The organism is Escherichia sp. E4930 (assembly GCF_005845405.1).
Lineage (GTDB): Bacteria > Pseudomonadota > Gammaproteobacteria > Enterobacterales > Enterobacteriaceae > Escherichia.
In genome coordinates this window covers 1-19,984 of record NZ_VCDZ01000009.1, presented here as the reverse complement: position 1 = coordinate 19,984, position 19,984 = coordinate 1, and the positions used below count along the sequence as shown (strand labels likewise).

16 protein-coding genes, 1 rRNA gene and 1 pseudogene are annotated in these 19,984 nt (G+C 50.3%); 9 read left to right on the top strand and 9 right to left on the bottom strand.

Annotated elements, in window-relative coordinates; all coding sequences use genetic code 11:
* Position 1: 1 nt before the first annotated feature.
* The 5 genes and pseudogenes from atpI to asnC all read right to left on the bottom strand — a co-directional run bounded on the left by atpI (position 2) and on the right by asnC (position 4,945).
* Positions 2–383: pseudogene (gene atpI, locus FFT88_RS12820) on the bottom strand (F0F1 ATP synthase subunit I).
* A gap of 615 nt (positions 384–998) precedes the next feature.
* A complete protein-coding gene (gene rsmG, locus FFT88_RS12815; protein ID WP_033804388.1) occupies positions 999–1,622 on the bottom strand; it encodes a 16S rRNA (guanine(527)-N(7))-methyltransferase RsmG in 624 nt (207 codons plus the stop codon).
* A 63-nt stretch (positions 1,623–1,685) separates the two neighbouring features.
* Complete coding sequence (gene mnmG / locus FFT88_RS12810) at positions 1,686–3,575, bottom strand: tRNA uridine-5-carboxymethylaminomethyl(34) synthesis enzyme MnmG (RefSeq protein ID WP_130206830.1); 1,890 nt, start codon at positions 3,573–3,575, stop codon at positions 1,686–1,688.
* Between the two features lie 378 nt (positions 3,576–3,953).
* Complete coding sequence (gene mioC, locus FFT88_RS12805) at positions 3,954–4,397, bottom strand: FMN-binding protein MioC (protein WP_130206832.1); 444 nt, start codon at positions 4,395–4,397, stop codon at positions 3,954–3,956.
* Between the two features lie 89 nt (positions 4,398–4,486).
* Positions 4,487–4,945, bottom strand: a complete 459-nt coding sequence (gene asnC / locus FFT88_RS12800; RefSeq protein ID WP_000432970.1) for a transcriptional regulator AsnC — start codon at positions 4,943–4,945, stop codon at positions 4,487–4,489.
* A 151-nt stretch (positions 4,946–5,096) separates the two neighbouring features.
* Between asnC and asnA the strand changes: the two genes are divergently transcribed.
* A complete protein-coding gene (gene asnA / locus FFT88_RS12795) occupies positions 5,097–6,089 on the top strand; it encodes an aspartate--ammonia ligase (protein ID WP_046081397.1) in 993 nt (330 codons plus the stop codon).
* Positions 6,090–6,093: 4 nt separating this feature from the next.
* Here the strand turns inward: asnA and viaA are convergent, their stop codons facing one another.
* Positions 6,094–7,545 (bottom strand): ATPase RavA stimulator ViaA, encoded by a 1,452-nt coding sequence (gene viaA, locus FFT88_RS12790; protein WP_130215076.1) that lies wholly within the window; start codon positions 7,543–7,545, stop codon positions 6,094–6,096.
* The gene (gene ravA, locus FFT88_RS12785; RefSeq protein ID WP_135403729.1) at positions 7,539–9,035 is read right to left on the bottom strand and encodes an ATPase RavA; all 1,497 of its coding nucleotides are present in this window, start codon (positions 9,033–9,035) and stop codon (positions 7,539–7,541) included. The genes viaA and ravA overlap by 7 nt, the downstream gene beginning before the upstream one ends.
* Before the next feature lie 222 nt (positions 9,036–9,257).
* On the opposite strand from ravA, the gene kup reads away from it, so the two are divergent.
* From kup to rbsR, 7 genes are all read left to right on the top strand, one after another.
* Positions 9,258–11,126, top strand: coding sequence for a low affinity potassium transporter Kup (gene kup / locus FFT88_RS12780; protein ID WP_135403730.1), 1,869 nt, complete (start codon positions 9,258–9,260; stop codon positions 11,124–11,126).
* 168 nt (positions 11,127–11,294) lie between these two features.
* Entirely contained in the window at positions 11,295–11,714 is a 420-nt protein-coding gene (rbsD, locus tag FFT88_RS12775; RefSeq protein ID WP_135403731.1) for a D-ribose pyranase, read from the top strand.
* 7 nt (positions 11,715–11,721) lie between these two features.
* The gene (rbsA, locus tag FFT88_RS12770; protein ID WP_135403732.1) at positions 11,722–13,227 is read left to right on the top strand and encodes a ribose ABC transporter ATP-binding protein RbsA; all 1,506 of its coding nucleotides are present in this window, start codon (positions 11,722–11,724) and stop codon (positions 13,225–13,227) included.
* 5 nt (positions 13,228–13,232) lie between these two features.
* Positions 13,233–14,198 carry a ribose ABC transporter permease gene (gene rbsC, locus FFT88_RS12765; protein WP_000211858.1) on the top strand — a complete coding sequence of 322 codons (966 nt, stop codon included), beginning with the start codon at positions 13,233–13,235 and terminating at the stop codon, positions 14,196–14,198.
* Positions 14,199–14,222: 24 nt separating this feature from the next.
* Complete coding sequence (gene rbsB, locus FFT88_RS12760; protein WP_001056273.1) at positions 14,223–15,113, top strand: ribose ABC transporter substrate-binding protein RbsB; 891 nt, start codon at positions 14,223–14,225, stop codon at positions 15,111–15,113.
* Positions 15,114–15,238: 125 nt separating this feature from the next.
* Entirely contained in the window at positions 15,239–16,168 is a 930-nt protein-coding gene (gene rbsK, locus FFT88_RS12755; protein WP_135403737.1) for a ribokinase, read from the top strand.
* A 3-nt stretch (positions 16,169–16,171) separates the two neighbouring features.
* Positions 16,172–17,164 (top strand): ribose operon transcriptional repressor RbsR, encoded by a 993-nt coding sequence (rbsR, locus tag FFT88_RS12750; RefSeq protein WP_130261125.1) that lies wholly within the window; start codon positions 16,172–16,174, stop codon positions 17,162–17,164.
* Here the strand turns inward: rbsR and mdtD are convergent.
* Both mdtD and FFT88_RS12740 read right to left on the bottom strand, forming a co-directional pair.
* Positions 17,130–18,557 carry a multidrug transporter subunit MdtD gene (mdtD, locus tag FFT88_RS12745; RefSeq protein ID WP_135403733.1) on the bottom strand — a complete coding sequence of 476 codons (1,428 nt, stop codon included), beginning with the start codon at positions 18,555–18,557 and terminating at the stop codon, positions 17,130–17,132. The genes rbsR and mdtD overlap by 35 nt on opposite strands.
* Positions 18,558–18,582: 25 nt before the next feature.
* Positions 18,583–19,275, bottom strand: a complete 693-nt coding sequence (locus FFT88_RS12740) for a FadR/GntR family transcriptional regulator (protein WP_130222537.1) — start codon at positions 19,273–19,275, stop codon at positions 18,583–18,585.
* A gap of 481 nt (positions 19,276–19,756) precedes the next feature.
* On the opposite strand from FFT88_RS12740, the gene FFT88_RS12735 reads away from it, so the two are divergent.
* Positions 19,757–19,984: ribosomal RNA gene (locus FFT88_RS12735) — 16S ribosomal RNA — on the top strand; the annotation flags it as partial.

The following is a 19,984-nucleotide window of genomic DNA, read 5'->3' as shown; positions in this document are numbered from 1 at the left end:
TTTACCCTTTGTTGTTAATTACAGCCGGTGCCAGTATCTGAACCACCAGCACCAAAACCCACGTAACGATCAGCGGCAAGAATACCGCCTTTAAAACAGCCAACGCCACCACCAGTAACACCAACATCGCCAGAACTTTGAAAGCTTCGCCAAATGCGAACGTCCAGGCCACCCGGCCTTTCGCTGGTGTATGCGCCTGGTGACGCCAGGCAAATATCATAAAAAAAAACGTTAGGCAGAAAGACTGCCAGGCCTCCACTTAACGCAGAGACGCCCCAGAAGGGGTCTTTGAGGCTGAACAGCAATCCACTTGCTATCACCACCAGTAACTGAACGAGCAGAAGCTTCCGAGCAACGTTTCGACTCAAGAGCGACACAGACATCACGTTTTTCACTCCTGCTCCCTTCGAGGTATGCCGCGTGTCGTATAAAACTTTCTTTAAGGCTTAGAGTCAAGCATCAAAAAGCGGTCAAATTATACGGTGCGCCCCCGTGATTTCAAACAATAAGTAGCCAAAAGGTGAATAAATGTTTAAATATTTTTCCAGTGCATACAATTGCGACTTTTCTGCTAACCGTGGTGGATCATGAAAAACTGTAAATAACGCGTAAACACTAGTGGTAAAGCGTGCTTCAGATCACATATCGAGCATGTTCACCCGTAGCATATTTATTTACTTGGCAAATGATGCCTTTGCAAGCTTCTGATATTTCAGTCTAAAAACAGATACTCTTTTCACAAATAGCATTTACACAACAAAAACCCCCCATTGACATTCTTAATAAAACTTTAACAGACAATTATGGTTCTTAGCGCTAATTTTTAGCAGCCTGATATTTTCACTAATGACTTATTTTCTGCTTACCAAAAAAGCCACGTTACTTTGTTGATGCAAAATAGTGAACGTGGCGTTAAATGTAACCAGTTATATCAGTAGAAAACCTGGTTGTTGTTAACAGTCTAACCGGTCAATTTTTTATTATTTTTTTGATAAAAATTAAATTTTATTTGCTTTAATCACCACCAGATGACGTTCGCCATCCAGAGCGGGAACCTGAAGTTTAACCACTGATTCGACCTGATATTCTTCAGGCAACAAAGCGATTTCATCTTCCGGCATTTGACCTTTCAACGCATAAAAACGGCCTTGCTCACCAGGAAGATGATGGCACCAGCTCACCATATCGTTCAAAGACGCAAAAGCGCGGCTAATTACGCCATCAAACGGCGGCTCTGACGGAAACTCTTCTACCCTGCTCTGTACTGGTTCAATGTTTTCCAGTTTCAGTTCATGTTGCACCTGACGGAGGAAACGCACGCGTTTACCAAGGCTATCCAGCAGCGTGAAATGGGCTTCAGGACGCACGATAGAAAGCGGTATGCCAGGCAACCCCGGTCCGGTTCCCACATCGATAAAACGCTCACCTTGCAAATATGGAGCAACGACAATGCTGTCGAGAATATGGCGTACCAGCATCTCGTTAGGATCGCGGACCGAGGTCAGGTTGTACGCCTTATTCCATTTATGCAGCATATTTACGTAGGCAATAAGCTGATTTTTCTGGTGATCGGTAAGCGAAATTCCTGCGTCTTTCAGCAGTGAAGAGAGTTTGTTGAGCACGGTGATTACCTGTTCTTGATGCGTTGCCAGGTAAGCGGGTGCTTACCTGGCATTTTGAATGCGTTATGCGCTACGACGCAGCATACCCTGTTTTTTCAGCCACACCAGCAGAATGGAGATGGCCGCAGGTGTGACGCCAGAAATACGCGAAGCCTGACCGATAGAGGCCGGTTTGTGATCGTTAAGTTTGGCGATCACTTCGTTAGACAGACCGGATACCTGGCGGTAATCCAGCGTCGCAGGCAGCAGCGTGTTCTCGTTACGCTGTTGCTTTTCGATCTCATCTTGCTGGCGCGCAATATAACCTTCGTATTTAACCTGAATCTCAACCTGTTCCGCCGCCTGTTCGTCTGTCAACGCAGGGGAAAACGGCGTCAGCGTGGTTAATTTTTCATACGTCATTTCCGGACGACGCAGCAGATCTTCACCGCTGGCTTCACGGGAAAGCGGCGCAGTCAGGTGAGCATTCACTTCGGCTGCAGCTTCCGCCGACGGGGTTACCCAGGTCGATTTCAGACGCTGACGCTCACGCTCGATGTTCTCAAGCTTCTCGTTAAAGCGCGCCCAGCGTTCGTCATCTACCAGACCCAGTTCACGACCGATTTCAGTCAAACGCAGATCCGCGTTATCTTCGCGCAGCATCAGACGATATTCTGCGCGGGAGGTAAACATACGGTACGGTTCTTTGGTACCCAGCGTGCAGAGGTCGTCCACCAGCACACCAAGATAAGCCTGAGAACGCGCAGGCGCCCAACCTTCTTTGTCTGCGGACAGACGGGCAGCGTTAAGACCGGCCAGCAAACCTTGCGCAGCGGCTTCTTCATAACCGGTAGTGCCGTTAATCTGACCAGCAAAGAACAGCCCCTGGATAAACTTACTCTCCAGCGTCGGTTTCAGGTCACGCGGATCGAAGAAGTCATACTCAATGGCATAACCCGGACGCACGATCTTCGCGTTTTCCATCCCCTGCATGGAGCGGACGATTTGCATCTGCACATCGAACGGCAGGCTGGTGGAGATACCGTTCGGATAAATTTCGTTAGAGGTCAACCCTTCCGGTTCAAGGAAGATCTGATGCTGATTTCTGTCGGCGAAGCGCATGACTTTGTCTTCGATCGACGGGCAGTAGCGTGGGCCGACACCTTCGATCACCCCTGCGTACATTGGGCTACGATCGAGATTACTGCGGATCACATCATGGGTTTTCTCGTTGGTATGGGTGATATAACACGGCACCTGCTGGGGGTGCTGGGCCGCATTGCCCATGAACGAGAATACCGGCATTGGGTTATCGCCATGCTGTTGCGCCAGCACGCTGAAGTCGATAGTGCGCGCATCGATACGCGGCGGCGTCCCGGTTTTCAGACGACCAACGCGCAGCGGCAGTTCACGCAAACGGCGAGAAAGCGGAATGGATGGCGGATCACCAGCACGGCCACCGCTGTAATTATCCAGACCGATATGAATTTTACCGTCGAGGAACGTCCCAACGGTGAGCACGACGGCTTTGGCACGGAACTTCAGTCCCATTTGGGTGACAGCACCAACCACGCGATCGTTTTCGACAATAAGATCCTCAACTGCCTGCTGGAAGATCATCAGATTCGGTTGGTTCTCCAGCGCCGTGCGTACCGCCTGACGATAGAGCACACGATCCGCCTGAGCGCGAGTAGCGCGAACCGCCGGCCCTTTGCTGGCGTTTAGTATCCTAAACTGGATACCTGCCTGATCGATCGCTTTCGCCATCAGACCGCCGAGTGCATCCACTTCTTTTACCAGATGTCCCTTCCCAATACCGCCGATCGCCGGGTTGCAGCTCATCTGCCCCAGAGTGTCGATATTGTGTGTCAAAAGCAGAGTCTGTTGACCCATACGCGCCGCGGCCATCGCAGCCTCGGTGCCTGCATGACCCCCGCCAATGATGATGACGTCAAAAGGATCCGGATAAAACATGGTGATTGCCTCGCATAACGCGGTATGAAAATGGATTGAAGCCCGGGCCGTGGATTCTACTCAACTTTGTCGGCTTGAGAAAGACCCGGGATCCTGGGTATTAAAAAGAAGATCTATTTATTTAGAGATCTGTTCTATTGTGATCTCTTATTAGGATCGCACTGCCCTGTGGATAACAAGGATCCGGCTTTTAAGATCAACAACCTGGAAAGGATCATTAACTGTGAATGATCGGTGATCCTGGACAGTATAAGCTGGGATCAGAATGAGGGGTTATACACAACTCAAAAACTGAACAACAGTTGTTCTTTGGATAACTACCGGTTGATCCAAGCTTCCTGACAGAGTTATCCACAGTAGATCGCACGATCTGTATACTTATTTGAGTAAATTAATCCACGATCCCAGCCATTCTTCTGCCGGATCTTCCGGAATGTCGTGATCAAGGATGTTGATCTTCAGTGTTTCACCAATCTGTTTGGCTCCGGAATTTTTGAGTTCTGCCTCGAGTTTATCGATGGCCCCACAAAAAGTGTCGTATTCACGACTGCCAATACCGATTGCGCCAAAGCGCACCGCAGAAAGATCGGGCTTTTGTTCCTGCAATGCTTCATAGAAAGGAGAAAGGTTGTCCGGAATGTCTCCGGCACCGTGGGTTGAACTGATAACCAGCCAGATCCCAGAGGCAGATAAATCTTCTAACAGCGGACCGTGCAGCGTTTCGGTGGTAAAACCCGCCTCTTCCAGCTTTTCAGCCAGGTGTTCTGCTACATATTCGGCACCGCCCAGGGTGCTGCCGCTGATAAGAGTGATATCTGCCATAAACCGCCACCTTTATTAAGAGTGGCGTATTGTACGCTGTGAACGCGCTGGGATCTACCTGTGGAAAAGTATGGGATTAAAAAAGCTGATCAGGGCTTAATGGTACGCATGATCGGGTTCTGCAGGACGATCAATGTCTCGGTGGACTGAATTTCATCAATTGTTTGGATCTTGTTGATAAGTACATGCTGGAGAGCATCGATCGAACGGCACATCACTTTTATAAAGATGCTGTAGTGGCCGGTGGTGTAATAGGCTTCGGTGACTTCGTCGAGACTTTCCAGCTTTGCCAGCGCGGAAGGATAGTCTTTTGCGCTCTTCAGGATAATGCCGATAAAACAGCCTACGTCATAACCGAGCTGTTTTGGGCTGACGTCGATACGGGCGCCGGTAATGATCCCCGCCTGCTTCATTTTCTCTACACGAACGTGAATCGTCCCCGGGCTTACGCCAAATTGTTTCGCCAGTTCGGCGTAAGCGGTGCGTGCATTGCCCATTAACGCTTCCAGGATGCCGCGGTCCAGATTGTCGATCAGATAATTTTCCATAGGATTTTCTTATGTGTATTGATGATTTATTCTATTTTAGCCTTCTTTTTTGACGAATCAAAAGTGAGTTAGGCTTTTTATTGAATGATTATTGCATGTGTGTCGGTTTTTGTTGCTTAATCATAAGCAACAGGACGCAGGAGTATAAAAAATGAAAACCGCTTACATTGCCAAACAACGTCAAATTAGCTTCGTGAAATCTCACTTTTCTCGTCAACTGGAAGAACGCTTAGGGCTGATTGAAGTCCAGGCGCCGATTCTTAGCCGTGTGGGGGATGGCACGCAGGATAACTTGTCGGGCTGTGAAAAAGCGGTACAGGTAAAAGTGAAAGCTCTGCCTGATGCCCAGTTCGAAGTGGTTCATTCACTGGCGAAGTGGAAACGTCAGACATTAGGGCAACACGACTTCAGCGTGGGCGAAGGGCTGTACACGCACATGAAAGCCCTTCGCCCCGATGAAGACCGTCTTTCCCCGCTGCACTCGGTCTATGTTGACCAGTGGGACTGGGAACGTGTAATGGGCGACGGTGAGCGTCAATTCTCCACTCTGAAAAGCACAGTAGAGGCGATCTGGGCGGGAATTAAAGCAACCGAAGCTGCTGTTAGCGAAGAGTTTGGTCTGGCACCGTTCCTGCCGGATCAGATCCACTTCGTACACAGCCAGGAGTTACTGGCTCGTTATCCGGATCTCGATGCCAAAGGGCGTGAGCGGGCGATTGCGAAAGATCTTGGCGCGGTATTCCTCGTCGGGATTGGTGGCAAGCTGAGTGATGGTCATCGCCACGACGTGCGCGCACCGGATTATGATGACTGGAGCACCCCATCAGAGCTGGGTCATGCGGGTCTGAACGGCGATATTCTGGTATGGAACCCGGTACTGGAAGATGCGTTTGAGCTTTCTTCCATGGGGATCCGCGTGGATGCCGACACACTGAAGCATCAACTGGCGCTGACCGGTGATGAAGATCGTCTGCAGCTGGAATGGCATCAGGCGCTGTTGCGCGGTGAAATGCCGCAGACCATCGGCGGCGGTATCGGCCAGTCTCGTTTGACTATGCTGCTGCTGCAACTGCCGCATATCGGCCAGGTTCAGTGTGGTGTATGGCCGGCAGCTGTTCGCGAGAGCGTCCCTTCTCTGCTGTAATCGTTTATCGCCGCCAGCGTCTGAGCAGGCGGCTTCGCATCCCGGTATCAAAGCGCCAGATATGATCGAAAATGCGCATGATGCCGGGTTTGCCGTGTGCCGACATCGCCACGGCATGAAAGCGATGCTGATGTACCCGCTGCAACTCTTTCACTTTACTCGTCACATCGTCAGGCAACCGCTGGGCGATAAAATCAGAAATCACCACCGCATCAGCGTCAAACCATTCCCGACTTTGTAAGCGTTCCATAATGGCGCGAAAACAACTGGCCAGATCGGTGCCGCCACGAAACTGCTGACTTAAAAAGCGGATCGCTTGTTCAAGACCTTGTGGGCCTGAAAGCTCGTAACGGACGATCTCGGTGGAAAATAACATAATATAGCAGCGTCGATTTTCAGCTAGGGCTATGCGCATCAAGGCCAGGCAGAACGCTTTCGCACACTGCTCATTAAAACCGCCCATTGAGCCGGAAGTATCTACGCAGACAATAAACGGTCCGCGCGGTTGTTCGTCGTAATCTTTATGTACCACCGGGCGTTCGATCACTTTTTCACGCCATGATTCACCGTGCAGACGATAGGTGAGCAACTGTTTTTCCACCAGCCGACGATAAAATTCATATTCCAGTTCAGTGATGCCCAGTGTCGCCAGTTCCGGCGGCAGAAGGCGTAAAATATCATCGCTTTGTTGCAGGCCATCAACCTGCTCAGGAACGGTTGCCGGTTCGCGCACCATGGTGCGGAAGGTTTCCATCTGCGCATCGTTGCGGGGTATTGATTTGGCCTCCCGCGAACGTCCCAGCTGTTCCGCCAGACGTTTCAGTTCCGGCTGTTCGTTAAGAAATTCCCCGTATTTCACAATCAACTGATAGTCGCCGCGTTTAAGCTGACCGGCGCTCATATCCCACAGACGACCGGCTGCGGTGTTGTTATCTGCCAGAACTGGTTCGAGCTGTCCGCTTAATGTCATGCGTTCCTGAACTTCGCTCAACAGTTGTTCGCGTTCTTCTTCTAATAACTGCTGATTCAGGGTCGTCGCTTGCACAATCAGGCTTAAGCGCCAACGCTGGAGAAAAAGCGTATGCAATGACGGAGTGATAGTGCTGTTAGCATCAACCAGCTGTCGGGCTTGTTCGGCCCACGGGGAATTCAGACGATGCAGTAAGTCCAGAATCTGGGGTAGCTGCACAATAAACTGCGGCGTGGAGAGAAGCTGGCTTTGCTGATAGCACATGACCTCTTCAGTGAGTTCCGGCGGGACACGCGCATCTTTCAGGCGGCTATGCAGCACCTCACGCCAGCGGGGAATATCATCGGTGATTGCCGCCTTGAGGCGCGGGAATTTTTCAAAGAATACCGCCAGCTGCGGTGAGGCCAGCAGCGCGATGATCATCTCTTCGATCAATCCCTCTTCGCTGACGGCCAGCATCACATTGAGCGTATCCAGTGTTAGCATTGTTGCGCCTGGCGAATCTGGGCGCCGACATCCTGTAGGCTGGCTTCAATGCGACCTAACCAGTCGCCAGGGATAAACAGACATTTTTGCTGTTCGCTGAATAAAACGTGTTGCTTACGCCAGTCGCTTTCAAGCTCTTCCAGCTGTTGTTTTATTTCACCTGGTAGACCTTCAGCCGATGAACCGGGGAGCGCCAGCATACTGCCTTGTAAACTTACATCGCGTACAACCAGATGTTGGGCGCTATCAACTTCCAGATTCAGTTTCTGGGCAAAGCCGATACCGTTCAGTTTGCCACGAATTTCACCACCTTTGCTCAGCCACTGTTCCAGCGCGCTACGCTCAAAGGAGATATGAACTACTTCCATATCATGCAGTTTTAACGGTTTTTGCAGCAGCAGAGTCAGATTGGAAGCAGTAACGTTGACAGGAAGCTGATACTGCTGACGACGGCTGAAAATGCCGCCCAGACGAATTACCGTTAAGGCTGTTTTATCGCTTTGTTGCTGCTGGAGTTGCAGACGACGTTGCACAATCGCGCCCAGGCGGGTCAACATCCCCTGCTGTTGCCAGGCATGACCGGTCATCAATAAATCAATTTGTTGTTGAATCAAATTCAGGCTTTGCGCGTCATACCACAGGCAATCTTTCAGCAAGATAAGATCAACCGGGGCAACAGCACTGCGACCACTAAAAAAAGCGCTGGCCTGCAATAAGCGGATCGCTTTTTTCCAGCGACGATCGGAGACGTAAGGCGCATCTGGTAATTTATCCAGTTGCTGGCGCAGCATAAAAATCAGCTCAAATACATGATCGGGCAGCGTAATTTCACTAATCTCTTTCTGCCAGCGTTCATATTCTTCATCAGTGACCTGCAAGGCGGCAGGAACCGGATTGTTATTTTCATCTTGTTGGCTGGTCAGCATGGAGCGGAAATTCGCTTTATCCTGCACTTTATCTAACCACAGACGAATCAGCATGCGGTCATATAACGCTTCCAGACTGCTGTCTGCTTCCGGCAGCTCGTTGGAGGCCGCCACGAGCAAGCGCATCGGGATTTTTTCGACATGAGCACCGTTACGGAATTGACGTTCGTTAATGGCGGTGAGCAGGGTATTAAGAATCGCCGGGCCAGCTTTCCAGATTTCATCCAGAAAGACGATTTCTGCTTCCGGCAGGTAACCGCTGGTTAAGCGTTCATAGCGTCCCTCATCTTTTAACGCCTGAATGGAAAGGGGGCCAAAAACTTCTTCCGGGGTGGAGAAGCGGGTCATCAGATATTCAAAATCGCGCGCATTCTGGAAGGCGAATTTTAAGCGACGGGCGATCAGACTTTTAGCAATACCTGGGGGGCCAAGCAGGAACACGCTTTCACCACTTAATGCCGCTAACAAACACAGGCGGATGGCGTGGCTACGTTCATAAAGCCCCTTTTCCAGCGCGCTGCTCAGGCGGGAAATTCTTTCCGCTAATAAATGAGGGTGAGCCATAATGAAGTGGCGTCCTTTCGTCAAAAGTTCTGCGTAAATTGCGAGTATAGACGTTTCTTGCTGGTGGCAAAAATAGTCTCAAAGAAGGGATATTTTTCTTTGAGCCAGGTTAATGTGGCCGCATTTAGGAGTACGATTTTGCCGTTAATCGTGCATACTGAGCGCTTTTTTGTGGGCCAAGGGACTACGCACACATTTCATATTTCAACGAAAGACTAGTCTATGAGCACTGATAATAAGCAATCGTTGCCCGCGATAACCCTCGCGGCGATTGGAGTTGTCTACGGCGATATTGGTACCAGCCCGTTATATACACTTCGTGAATGTTTGTCCGGCCAGTTTGGTTTTGGCGTTGAACGCGATGCCGTGTTTGGCTTTTTATCGCTGATCTTCTGGCTGCTAATCTTTGTGGTTTCCATCAAATATCTTACCTTCGTGATGCGCGCGGATAACGCCGGAGAAGGGGGTATTCTGACGTTGATGTCGCTTGCCGGGCGTAATACGTCGGCGCGAACCACATCAATGCTGGTGATTATGGGGCTAATCGGTGGCAGCTTTTTCTATGGCGAAGTCGTCATAACACCCGCCATTTCGGTGATGTCTGCCATTGAAGGTCTGGAAATCGTCGCCCCGCAACTGGATACCTGGATAGTTCCCCTCTCAATCATCGTTCTTACTTTACTGTTTATGATTCAAAAACATGGCACGGCTATGGTCGGTAAGCTGTTTGCGCCGATCATGCTGACCTGGTTTTTGATTCTGGCAGGGCTGGGGTTACGTAGCATTATTGCTAACCCGGAAGTGCTGCATGCGCTGAATCCGATGTGGGCGGTGCATTTCTTCCTTGAATACAAAACGGTTTCTTTTATTGCATTAGGGGCGGTGGTGCTGTCGATTACCGGAGTCGAGGCGCTGTATGCCGATATGGGGCATTTTGGTAAGTTCCCGATTCGCCTGGCGTGGTTCACTGTCGTCTTGCCTTCCTTAACCCTTAACTACTTCGGCCAGGGAGCGCTGTTGTTAGAGAACCCGGAAGCGATTAAGAACCCGTTCTTCCTGTTAGCACCTGATTGGGCGCTAATCCCGCTGCTGATCATCGCTGCACTGGCAACGGTGATTGCCTCGCAGGCAGTTATCTCTGGCGTTTTCTCATTGACGCGTCAGGCGGTACGTCTGGGATATCTTTCGCCGATGCGTATCATTCACACCTCCGAAAGGGAGTCAGGGCAAATCTATATTCCGTTTGTGAACTGGATGCTCTATGTCGCGGTCGTGATTGTGATTGTCAGCTTTGAGCACTCCAGTAACCTGGCGGCGGCGTATGGGATTGCGGTGACCGGAACTATGGTACTGACGTCTATTCTTTCGACTACCGTGGCGCGTCAGAACTGGCACTGGAATAAGTATTTTGTTGCGCTGATCCTGATAGCCTTCCTTTGTGTCGATATTCCATTGTTCACCGCTAACCTCGATAAACTGCTCTCCGGCGGCTGGTTGCCATTGAGCCTCGGTACGGTGATGTTTATCGTGATGACCACCTGGAAGAGCGAGCGTTTCCGCCTGCTGCGACGGATGCATGAACATGGTAATTCTCTGGAAGCGATGATTGCTTCGCTGGAGAAATCACCGCCCGTTCGCGTTCCCGGAACCGCGGTGTACATGTCGCGTGCAATCAACGTCATTCCCTTTGCGCTGATGCATAACCTGAAACATAACAAGGTATTGCATGAGCGGGTGATTCTGTTAACTCTGCGTACCGAAGACGCGCCATATGTCCATAACGTCCGTCGGGTACAGATTGAACAACTGTCGCCCACTTTCTGGCGCGTGGTGGCAAGTTACGGCTGGCGGGAAACGCCAAACGTGGAAGAAGTGTTCCACCGCTGTGGCCTGGAAGGGTTAAGTTGCCGGATGATGGAAACCTCCTTCTTTATGTCCCATGAGTCGTTGATCCTCGGCAAACGCCCGTGGTACTTACGTTTGCGTGGCAAACTGTACTTGCTGCTGCAACGTAATGCGCTGCGTGCACCAGATCAGTTTGAAATCCCACCAAACAGGGTTATTGAACTGGGTACTCAGGTCGAAATCTAACGCCAGACGCCTCCTTTCTCCATAAAGGGGGCGTTTTTGTTTTTCATGCTTAATCACGATGTAAAACGTTTCGATGTTGATCACATTTCAGTAACGTTGCGATGGTTTTCTCTGTTCAGTCAGGATTAAACTGCTGGTCAGCGAAACGTTTCGCTGATGGAGAAAAAAATGAAAAAAGGCACCGTTCTTAATTCTGATATTTCGTCGGTGATCTCCCGTCTGGGGCATACCGATACGCTGGTGGTGTGTGATGCTGGTTTACCCATCCCAAAAAGTACAACGCGTATCGATGTGGCATTAACCCAGGGCGTACCTTCTTTTATGCAGGTACTGGGAGTTGTTACGAGTGAAATGCAGGTTGAGGCAGCCATTATCGCGGAAGAGATCAAACAACATAATCCGCAACTCCACGAAACGTTGCTCACTCACCTTGAGCAGCTGCAACAACACCAGGGAAACACCATTGAAATTCGTTACACCACGCATGAACAATTCAAACAACTAACCGCAGAAAGTCAGGCGATAATTCGCAGCGGAGAATGTTCTCCGTATGCGAATATCATTCTCTGTGCTGGCGTGACGTTCTGAGGTCGTCATGGAAGCATTACTACAGCTTAAAGGCATTGATAAAGCCTTTCCGGGCGTAAAAGCCCTCTCGGGCGCCGCGTTAAATGTCTATCCGGGCCGCGTGATGGCGCTGGTGGGCGAAAACGGCGCGGGTAAATCCACCATGATGAAAGTGCTTACTGGTATCTATACTCGCGATGCCGGTACGCTTTTATTGCTGGGGAAAGAAACGACATTTACCGGGCCGAAATCTTCCCAGGAAGCCGGGATTGGGATTATCCATCAGGAACTGAACCTGATCCCGCAGTTGACCATTGCCGAAAACATTTTCCTCGGTCGTGAGTTTGTTAATCGCTTTGGCAAAATTGACTGGAAAACCATGTATGCCGAAGCGGATAAATTGCTGGCTAAACTTAACCTGCGCTTTAAAAGCGACAAGCTAGTGGGCGATCTTTCCATCGGTGACCAGCAAATGGTTGAAATCGCCAAAGTGCTGAGCTTTGAGTCGAAAGTCATCATTATGGATGAACCGACTGATGCGCTGACTGATACCGAAACCGAATCCCTGTTCCGCGTCATCCGCGAGCTGAAATCACAAGGGCGCGGCATTGTCTATATTTCCCACCGCATGAAAGAAATCTTCGAGATTTGCGATGACGTTACCGTTTTTCGTGACGGACAATTTATTGCTGAGCGCGAAGTGGCATCACTGACCGAAGATTCGCTGATTGAGATGATGGTGGGTCGCAAGCTGGAAGATCAATATCCGCACCTGGACAAAGCGCCGGGAGATATCCGCCTGAAAGTCGATAATCTCTGCGGACCTGGTGTTAACAACGTCTCTTTTACCCTACGCAATGGCGAAATCCTTGGCGTCTCTGGTTTGATGGGCGCGGGGCGTACCGAATTGATGAAAGTGCTCTATGGCGCACTGCCGCGCACCAGCGGTTATGTCACGCTGGATGGGCATGAAGTTATTACTCGTTCACCGCAGGATGGCCTGGCAAACGGCATTGTGTATATCTCTGAAGACCGTAAACGCGACGGTTTAGTCCTGGGCATGTCAGTAAAAGAAAATATGTCGCTGACTGCGCTGCGCTACTTCAGCCGTACTGGCGGCAGTTTGAAGCATGCCGATGAACAACAGGCTGTGAGTGATTTTATTCGCCTGTTCAATGTGAAAACGCCGTCAATGGAACAGGCAATTGGCCTGCTCTCCGGTGGCAATCAGCAAAAAGTGGCGATTGCCCGCGGTCTGATGACGCGCCCGAAAGTACTTATCCTTGATGAACCTACCCGTGGTGTAGATGTCGGCGCGAAAAAAGAGATCTATCAACTGATTAACCAGTTCAAAGCCGATGGCTTGAGCATCATTCTGGTGTCATCGGAGATGCCAGAAGTATTAGGCATGAGCGATCGCATCATCGTCATGCATGAAGGGCATCTCAGCGGGGAATTTACTCGTGAGCAAGCCACCCAGGAAGTGTTAATGGCTGCCGCTGTGGGCAAGCTTAATCGCGTGAATCAGGAGTAAAAAAAATGACAACCCAGACTGTCTCTGGTCGCCGTTATTTCACGAAAGCGTGGCTGATGGAGCAGAAATCGCTTATCGCTCTGCTGGTGCTGATCGCGATTGTCTCGACGTTAAGCCCGAACTTTTTCACCATCAATAACTTATTCAATATTCTCCAGCAAACCTCGGTGAACGCCATTATGGCGGTCGGCATGACGCTGGTGATCCTGACGTCGGGCATCGACCTGTCCGTCGGTTCTCTGTTGGCGCTGACTGGCGCAGTTGCTGCGTCTATCGTCGGCATTGAAGTCAATGCGCTGGTGGCTGTCGCTGCCGCTCTCGCGTTAGGTGCCGCAATTGGTGCGGTAACCGGGGTGATTGTAGCGAAAGGTCGCGTCCAGGCGTTTATCGCTACGCTGGTTATGATGCTTTTACTGCGCGGCGTGACCATGGTTTATACCAACGGAAGCCCAGTGAATACCGGCTTTACTGAGAACGCCGATCTGTTTGGCTGGTTTGGTATTGGTCGTCCGCTGGGCGTACCGACGCCAGTCTGGATCATGGGAATTGTCTTCCTCGCGGCCTGGTACATGCTGCATCACACGCGTCTGGGGCGTTACATCTATGCGCTGGGCGGCAACGAAGCGGCAACGCGTCTTTCTGGTATCAACGTCAATAAAATCAAAATCATCGTCTATTCTCTTTGTGGTCTGCTGGCATCACTGGCCGGGATCATTGAAGTGGCGCGTCTCTCCTCTGCACAACCCACGGCGGGGACTGGCTATGAGCTGGATGCTATTGCGGCAGTGGTTCTGGGCGGTACGAGCCTGGCGGGCGGAAAAGGTCGCATTGTTGGGACATTGATCGGCGCATTAATTCTTGGCTTCCTTAATAATGGATTGAATTTGTTAGGTGTTTCCTCCTATTACCAGATGATCGTCAAAGCTGTGGTGATTTTGCTGGCGGTGCTGGTAGACAACAAAAAGCAGTAATAACGACTACAGGACATCTTGAATATGAACATGAAAAAACTGGCTACCCTGGTTTCTGCTGTTGCGCTAAGCGCCACCGTTAGTGCGAATGCAATGGCAAAAGACACCATTGCGCTGGTGGTTTCCACACTCAATAACCCGTTCTTTGTATCGCTGAAAGATGGCGCGCAGAAAGAGGCGGATAAACTCGGCTATAACCTGGTGGTGCTGGACTCCCAGAACAACCCGGCGAAAGAGCTGGCGAACGTGCAGGACTTAACCGTTCGCGGTACCAAAATTCTGCTGATTAACCCGACTGACTCCGACGCGGTGGGTAACGCCGTGAAGATGGCAAACCAGGCGAACATCCCGGTTATCACCCTTGACCGTCAGGCCACGAAAGGCGAAGTGGTGAGCCACATTGCTTCTGATAACGTACTGGGCGGCAAAATCGCCGGTGATTACATCGCGAAGAAAGCGGGCGAAGGTGCCAAAGTTATCGAGCTGCAAGGCATTGCCGGTACATCCGCAGCCCGTGAACGTGGCGAAGGCTTCCAGCAGGCTGTTGCTGCTCACAAATTTAACGTCCTTGCCAGCCAGCCGGCGGACTTCGACCGTACCAAAGGTTTGAACGTAATGCAGAACCTGTTGACCGCTCATCCGGATGTGCAGGCAGTGTTTGCGCAGAACGATGAAATGGCGCTGGGCGCACTGCGTGCGCTGCAAACTGCTGGTAAATCGGATGTGATGGTCGTCGGATTTGACGGTACACCTGATGGCGAAAAAGCAGTAAATGATGGCAAACTGGCAGCGACTATCGCTCAGTTACCCGATCAGATTGGCGCGAAAGGTGTCGAAACCGCGGATAAAGTTCTGAAAGGCGAAAAAGTTCAGGCGAAATATCCGGTTGATCTGAAACTGGTTGTTAAGCAGTAGTCTTGGTCAGGTTTTATAACCTGATAGTGGCATCAATACGTCATCGACAGATGAACGTGTAATATAAAGAAAAGCAGGGCACGCGCCACCCTAACCCGGTGGCGCATTTTATGGACATCCCGAATATGCAAAACGCAGGCAGCCTCGTTGTTCTTGGCAGCATTAATGCTGACCATATCCTTAATCTTCAATCTTTTCCTACTCCAGGCGAAACCGTAACCGGTAACCACTATCAAGTCGCATTTGGCGGCAAAGGTGCGAATCAGGCGGTGGCAGCAGGGCGTAGCGGCGCGAATATCTCGTTTATAGCCTGCACGGGCGATGACAGTATTGGCGAGAGCGTACGTCAGCAGCTCGCTACTGATAACATTGATATTTCTCCGGTCAGCGTGATCAAAGGCGAATCAACAGGTGTGGCACTGATTTTTGTTAATAGTGAAGGCGAGAACGTCATCGGTATTCATTCCGGTGCTAACGCTGCCCTTTCCCCTGTGCTGGTAGAAGCACAACGCGAGCGTATTGCGAATGCCTCAGCATTATTAATGCAGCTGGAATCACCACTCGAAAGTGTGATGGCAGCGGCGAAAATTGCCCATCAAAATAAGACTATCGTTGCGCTTAACCCGGCCCCGGCTCGCGAACTTCCTGACGAACTGTTGGCGCTGGTGGACATTATTACGCCAAACGAAACGGAAGCAGAAAAGCTCACCGGTATTCGTGTTGAAAATGATGAAGATGCAGCGAAGGCGGCGCAGGTACTGCATGAAAAAGGTATCCGTACTGTACTGATTACTTTAGGAAGTCGTGGTATATGGGCTAGCGTGAATGGTGAAGGTCAGCGCGTTCCTGGATTCCGGGTGCAGGCTGTCGATACCATTGCTGCCGGAGATACCTTTAACGGCGCGTTAATCACGGCGTTGCTGGAAGAAAAACCATTGCCAGAGGCGATTCGTTTTGCCCATGCCGCCGCTGCGATTGCCGTAACACGTAAAGGCGCACAACCTTCCGTACCGTGGCGTGAAGAGATCGACGCATTTTTAGACAGGCAGAGGTGACGCTTGGCTACAATGAAAGATGTTGCCCGCCTGGCGGGCGTTTCTACCTCAACAGTTTCTCACGTCATCAATAAAGATCGCTTCGTCAGTGAAGCGATTACCGCCAAAGTTGAAGCGGCGATTAAAGAACTCAATTACGCGCCATCAGCTCTGGCGCGTAGTCTCAAGCTTAATCAAACACATACCATTGGCATGTTGATCACCGCCAGTACTAATCCTTTCTATTCTGAACTGGTGCGTGGTGTTGAACGCAGTTGCTTCGAACGCGGCTATAGTCTTGTCCTTTGTAATACCGAAGGCGATGAGCAGCGAATGAATCGTAATCTGGAAACGTTGATGCAAAAACGCGTTGATGGCTTGCTGTTACTGTGCACCGAAACGCATCAGCCTTCGCGTGAAATCATGCAACGTTATCCGACAGTGCCAACCGTGATGATGGACTGGGCGCCGTTCGATGGCGACAGCGATCTTATTCAGGATAACTCGTTGCTGGGAGGCGATTTAGCGACGCAATATCTGATCGACAAAGGTCATACTCGTATCGCCTGTATTACCGGGCCTCTGGATAAAACGCCTGCACGATTGCGGCTGGAAGGTTATCGGGCGGCGATGAAACGTGCTGGCCTCGACATTCCCGATGGCTATGAAGTGACTGGCGATTTTGAATTTAACGGCGGGTTTGACGCGATGCGACAGCTGTTATCACATCCTCTGCGTCCTCAGGCGGTCTTTACCGGAAATGACGCAATGGCAGTGGGTGTTTACCAGGCGTTGTACCAGGCTGGATTGCATGTCCCACAGGATATCGCGGTGATTGGTTATGACGATATTGAACTGGCACGTTATATGACGCCACCGCTCACCACTATCCATCAACCGAAAGATGAATTGGGAGAGCTGGCGATTGATGTACTCATCCATCGAATGGCGCAGCCAACCTTACAGCAACAACGATTACAACTTACTCCGATTCTGATGGCGCGCGGCTCGGCTTAGATTTTTGCTGGCGTTTAATCAAATTATTACCATCAGTTGCCTTCAGGAGCATGAACATCGCTGCTGAAGCAACCGTAATAATCCCCATCGTAATAAACGTATAGTGGAATTGTTCAACAATCGTCGTACCTTCCATCCCTTCGTAAACGCGAAGAACGGCTGCGCTTACGGCTACACCTAAACTGATCGACAACTGTTGCGTGACCGCCAGGACGCTGTTACCACTGCTGGCGTTGTCATCGGTCAGATCGGCAAGTGTTATGGTATTCATCGCGGTAAATTGCGTCGACATCGCCATCCCTAAAATAAACAACGGCAAAATTAGCATCCAGATCGCCATTGCCGGAGATTGCAATGAGAACTGGGCGATCATCAAACCAATAATCACCGTGATTCCCACTAACGTATGGCGATAGCCCAGACGCCGTAAAACCTGCGTAACCATCGATTTCGCAATAATGGAGCCTAACGCTATCGGTGCCATCATGCAGCCGGCAATAAACGCCTGATAACCAAATCCTACCTGTAACATCAATGGCATAAGGAACGGTACACAGCCGGTCCCCAGACGGGTTGCAATATTGCCTACGATACCGATCGAGAAAGTGCGGGTTTTAAATAAATTTAATGAAATTAATGGGTTTGGCGTTCGTCGCGCATGGAGAATATAGAGAAGCAGTAACACTATGCTGGCCACAATGACCGTCAAGGCAATCCAGGTTTCAACAATTTTCTCACCAAACAGTTCTATTCCACTTGAGAAGAGCACAAGGCTAAGACCAAACAGTAAAAAACCAGTGATATCAAATTTTCGACGTGCTGTGGTGAAGTTGGGCATATGTTTGCGAGCGTAAAGAAGGCCCGCAATACCAATGGGAATATTGATTAAAAAGATCCAGTGCCATGTCGCCCACGTGACTAACATGCCCCCAAGAACGGGCCCTAAAATCGGCCCTACCAGACCCGGCATGGCGACAAAATTCAGTACCGGGAGGAGTTCATTGCGTGGGTATGCGCGCAGTAACGCCAGGCGAGCAACCGGCATCATCATTGCGCCGCCTATCCCCTGAATAACACGGAAGACAACCAGTTGTGGCAGCGAGTTTGAGAGTGCGCAGGCCAGAGAACCCAACGTGAACAAGCTAACGGCAATGGTAAAAACGCGGCGTGTGCCGAAGCGATCGGCCAGCCATCCGCTGACCGGAATAAGCATCGCCACCGTCAGCGTGTAACTGATGATGGCCGATTGCATAGCGAGGGGGGAGCGATTAAGACTATGAGCGATATCGGGTAGGGCTGTATTCAGGATGGTGGCATCAAGTGCCTGCATGAAGAAAGCCATCGCCGCAATCCATGGCAAACCCGCCATACTGCGCTTCTTTTTCTCGCTCATTCAATGTCCCTTTGTCTGGTTATTATCACTTATCCGGAGTGTGTAGTAGCGCCTGACAAGCTTTAAATGCCGCGTTGCCATCGCTTTGGATAATCGCATCGACGATCGCCTGGTGCAGATCCAGCTTTATCACGGTGTCACTGGTTATTGACGTGAAGTAAGTGTGATAAACCGAATGGAATAGCGAAGCGAAAGAGGTCAAAAACGGATTGGCGCTCATTTCATAGATGTGCTCATGCCAGGCCATATCGACCTCAACCCAACGTTCTCGGCGAAAGTTATCTTTTAATGCGACCATTTCGGCCATTAGCGTGTTGAGATGCGCCTTCTGTTCTGCTGTTCCTACCGTTGCAGCCAGTAAACAGGCTTGCGGCTCCAGACAGATACGCATAACCAAAAAGTGATCAATGACCTGATGAAAGTTCTCTTCTGTCATCCACCAGGTGAGTAATTCCTGATCAAGAAAGTTCCAGTTGGATTGTGGCATGACCCGAGTACCAATTCGTGGACGCGGTAAAACCATCCCCTTTGCCGTTAACGTCTTGACCGCTTCGCGTACCGCAGTACGACTCACACCAAATTGCTCACCCAGTTCAATTTCACCCGGCAAAATGGTGCCAGGTGCGTATTCACCTTTTAAGATTCGTTGTGCCAGCTTCTCAGCCAGAACATATGAAAGGTTTTTCTGTGCAGCTAACTGTTGTGCGCTTAAAGGCATTACTTATCTTCCTTTTTCTTTTTATTCCTCTTTAGTATGCCACCTGGAAGTGTGATTGCGGTTGCAAAAACGGCAAATTGCTTGTTTTATGGCACGCTTACAGGTGTTTTGCTGAAAAAACGCGCATTCGGAAAATTATTTTAAATTTCCTCTTGTCAGCTCAGAATAACTCCCTATAATGCGCCACCACTGACACGGAACAACGGCAAACACGCCGCCGGGTCAGCGGGATTCTCCTGAGAATTCCGGCAGAGAAAAGCAAAAAAATGCTTGACTCTGTAGCGGGAAAGCGTATTATGCACACCCCGCGCCGCTGAGAAAAAAAGCGAAGCGGCACTGCTCTTTAACAATTTATCAGACAATCTGTGTGGGCACTCGAAGATACGGATTCTTAACGTCGCAAGACGATAAATGAATACCAAGTCTCAAGAGTGAACACGTAATTCATTACGAAGTTTAATTTTTTGAGCATCAAACTTTTAAATTGAAGAGTTTGATCATGGCTCAGATTGAACGCTGGCGGCAGGCCTAACACATGCAAGTCGAACGGTAACAGGAAGAAGCTTGCTTCTTTGCTGACGAGTGGCGGACGGGTGAGTAATGTCTGGGAAACTGCCTGATGGAGGGGGATAACTACTGGAAACGGTAGCTAATACCGCATAACGTCGCAAGACCAAAGAGGGGGACCTTCGGGGCCTCTTGCCATCGG

Bases quoted from the DNA above. Each gene is read 5' to 3' on its own strand.
- mdtD (WP_135403733.1), bottom strand. From the start codon at position 18,557: ATGAGCGAGAAAAAGAAGCGCAGTATGGCGGGTTTGCCATGGATTGCG.
- FFT88_RS12740 (WP_130222537.1), bottom strand. From the start codon at position 19,275: ATGCCTTTAAGCGCACAACAGTTAGCTGCACAGAAAAACCTTTCATAT.
- mioC (WP_130206832.1), bottom strand. From the start codon at position 4,397: ATGGCAGATATCACTCTTATCAGCGGCAGCACCCTGGGCGGTGCCGAA.
- asnC (WP_000432970.1), bottom strand. From the start codon at position 4,945: ATGGAAAATTATCTGATCGACAATCTGGACCGCGGCATCCTGGAAGCG.
- rbsK (WP_135403737.1), top strand. From the start codon at position 15,239: ATGCAAAACGCAGGCAGCCTCGTTGTTCTTGGCAGCATTAATGCTGAC.
- rbsD (WP_135403731.1), top strand. From the start codon at position 11,295: ATGAAAAAAGGCACCGTTCTTAATTCTGATATTTCGTCGGTGATCTCC.
- rbsC (WP_000211858.1), top strand. From the start codon at position 13,233: ATGACAACCCAGACTGTCTCTGGTCGCCGTTATTTCACGAAAGCGTGG.
- ravA (WP_135403729.1), bottom strand. From the start codon at position 9,035: ATGGCTCACCCTCATTTATTAGCGGAAAGAATTTCCCGCCTGAGCAGC.
- rbsA (WP_135403732.1), top strand. From the start codon at position 11,722: ATGGAAGCATTACTACAGCTTAAAGGCATTGATAAAGCCTTTCCGGGC.
- viaA (WP_130215076.1), bottom strand. From the start codon at position 7,545: ATGCTAACACTGGATACGCTCAATGTGATGCTGGCCGTCAGCGAAGAG.
- kup (WP_135403730.1), top strand. From the start codon at position 9,258: ATGAGCACTGATAATAAGCAATCGTTGCCCGCGATAACCCTCGCGGCG.
- asnA (WP_046081397.1), top strand. From the start codon at position 5,097: ATGAAAACCGCTTACATTGCCAAACAACGTCAAATTAGCTTCGTGAAA.
- mnmG (WP_130206830.1), bottom strand. From the start codon at position 3,575: ATGTTTTATCCGGATCCTTTTGACGTCATCATCATTGGCGGGGGTCAT.
- rbsB (WP_001056273.1), top strand. From the start codon at position 14,223: ATGAACATGAAAAAACTGGCTACCCTGGTTTCTGCTGTTGCGCTAAGC.